The organism is Micromonospora sp. LOL_024 (assembly GCF_048060415.1).
Classification (GTDB): Bacteria; Actinomycetota; Actinomycetes; order Mycobacteriales; family Micromonosporaceae; genus Micromonospora.
In genome coordinates, this window is the sequence record NZ_JBHMIS010000104.1 from 1 (window position 1) to 2,372 (window position 2,372).

2 protein-coding genes and 2 pseudogenes are annotated in these 2,372 nt (G+C 66.1%); 3 read left to right on the forward strand and 1 reads right to left on the reverse strand.

Annotation, left to right across the window (positions count from 1 at the left end; all coding sequences use genetic code 11):
* The coding region (locus ACFHWY_RS28265; protein WP_416583289.1) for a transposase at positions 1-445 on the reverse strand (445 nt) is incomplete at its 3' end.
* Between the two features lie 120 nt (positions 446-565).
* Here ACFHWY_RS28265 and ACFHWY_RS28270 point away from each other — a divergent pair.
* The 3 genes and pseudogenes from ACFHWY_RS28270 to ACFHWY_RS28280 all read left to right on the forward strand — a co-directional run bounded on the left by ACFHWY_RS28270 (position 566) and on the right by ACFHWY_RS28280 (position 2,105).
* Positions 566-1,002 (forward strand): annotated as a pseudogene (locus ACFHWY_RS28270) (transposase).
* A gap of 16 nt (positions 1,003-1,018) precedes the next feature.
* Positions 1,019-1,177: pseudogene (locus ACFHWY_RS28275) on the forward strand (IS1380 family transposase); the annotation flags it as partial.
* Between the two features lie 415 nt (positions 1,178-1,592).
* Positions 1,593-2,105, forward strand: a complete 513-nt coding sequence (locus ACFHWY_RS28280; RefSeq protein ID WP_416583290.1) for a flavin reductase family protein — start codon at positions 1,593-1,595, stop codon at positions 2,103-2,105.
* The last annotated feature ends 267 nt before the right edge of the window (positions 2,106-2,372 follow it).

Sequence of the window (2,372 nt, forward strand, 5' to 3'; positions counted from 1 at the left end):
TCGGCAACAACACCGGGGTGAACGTGCCCGCCCGGTCCCTCGGCACCCGCACCTCGACCGGTCCGACCTCGGTCTGCACCGTCTTGGCCGTCAACCCGTTACGCGCGTTTCCCGAGCCCTTGCCGCCCGGATCGTGTGCCCGGTAGCCCAGGTGCTCGGTCAACTCGGCCCGCAACCCCCGCTCCAGCACGGCCTTGACCAGCTCCGACAGGAACCCACCCGGCCCCGTCAACCGCAGCCCGTCGCCCTTGATCTGCGCCAGAACGGCGTCCATCGCCTGCTCGTCGACCAGGTCCGCGACCGCCTTCCGCGCGGCCTGCCTCGCCGCCTGCCCGTCGAGCACCGGGGCGACCAGAGGCAGCCTCGGTGCGTCCGTGGCGGCCTGTTCCCGCAGCCCACGCACCTCGTCGTCGATCGGGAGGTCCTGCCTCCGCGAGTTAATCATCGACATCGTCACCACACTTGTCCCATCTGTGTCGACCGACTCCTACCGGCCATAACGGATATTCATCTCAATCCGCTACACAGATCTCTCTACAAGCCCAGGCGCTTCGGTGTCAACGTGATGGCCGCGATCAGCAACAAGGGCGAGTTGTACTTCACCTGCTACCACGGCTCGTTCACCGGCCCGCTCTTCCTGGCCTGGCTCGACCGTCTGGTCCGCCACCTCGACCGGAAGATCCACCTCATCGTGGACGGCCACCCGGTGCACCGCCGAGTGGCGTCCGCGACTGGCTCGCCCCACGCGTTGACAGCATTGAGATGCACTTCCTGCCCGGCTACGCACCCGAGCTGAACCCCGTAGAACTCCTCAACGCCGACGTCAAACGCCATGTGGCACAAGCGAACCCAGCCAACCCGACCGACCTCGCCGCCGCAGCCGCCTCGCACCTACGACGCCGCCAAAACCAACCCGAAGCGGTGAAAGCCCTGTTCCACAAGTCCGAAGTCCGCTACGCAGCCGGATGTCAGCACAAATTTGCCTTACAGGTCAATAGGTGACACACCCGCCCGCCGCTGCGAACCGAAAACGTTGCGCTACCGCCTGCTGCACACCGCCGAGCGCCTGGTCCACGGGCAACGCCGCCGACGGCTACGCCTCCCATCGACCTGGCCGTGGGCCTCCCAGATCGCGGCCGCGTTCACCCGGATAACGGCCATCCCCGCCCCCGGCTGACCCCGATCAGCCCGACCCGACGACCGGAGGAACCCAGGAGACCACGCTCACCGGCGCGACAGCGGGCCCACCACCACACCCACCCACCATCAATATCGACAATATCGACCCGAATCGATGAACTCAGGCGGGTCGCGCCAACCCGTCAGCCCCGCGAATGATCGAGGCTAGGCAACGAGACCATGGACGCCCTCGCGTCTGCTCACTCACCCGCACCCCTTGGAATCGATCATCTAGTTGAGCGCGGCCCCCAGGGTCTCGGGCTGGAAGGGTCACCCTGCACCAGCACTCTAGCGAAAAAGGGGCCTGCGGTGGAGATTGGTCGCCGCCGGACCACGGTACTCGAGAGAGCGCCGAGCGAGCCTCTAGCCAGGCTGTTGAAGGTGGACTCGTTGACGGCGAGTGGGGAGGATCGATGGCCGAAACCACCGTACCGGCGATGCAGGCGTACCGAACTGTCCTGAGCAGTTTCGCCACCGGAGTCGTGGTCGTGACCGGCATGAGTGGCACGCCCGCACATCCGACGGGAATGTCCATCAGCTCGTTCACCTCCGTGTCGCTTGACCCGCCGTTGGTGTCGTTCTGCGTGGCGGTCACCAGCACGACGTGGCCGCTGCTACGCACCGCGAATCGTTGGTGCGTCAACGTGTTGGGCGCAGACCAGCAGGCGGTGTGCGACCGCTTCGCTGTCCGCGGTGTGGACCGGTTCGCCGGTTGCAACTGGCGTTCGGCACCCGGCGGCGCGCCGATCATCGGCGGGGCCATCGCCTGGTTCGAGGTGCGGCAGCAGGCCGAGCACGTAGCCGGCGATCACGTGATCGTGGTGGGCCGGGTGGAACACTGTGCCCGGCGCGAGGATCGCACCCCACTAATCCTTTTCGGTGGCGCGGCCGGAACGTTTCGGTCCGTAATGGCACTGCGCGACTGAAGGTTCTGCCAGGACTACACGCATCCTGGTCACCGGCGGCGCCGGCTTCAGGGCGCACTATGAAGTTCCACCCGGGGACCGGTCGCCGGGGTTTTATGCCGTGAGGGCGTGGGTCCGACGGTAGCAGGCGCGAATTTCGTCGGCGTGGGGTGGTTAGGTGTCGAGTGTAGACGGGTGTGGTTGTAGTAGGTGAGGTAGGCGAAAACGTACGTGTTCAGCTTGAGGTGAGTCGTTGATCGGGTCGCGGTGTCCATTGTGGCTGTGCTG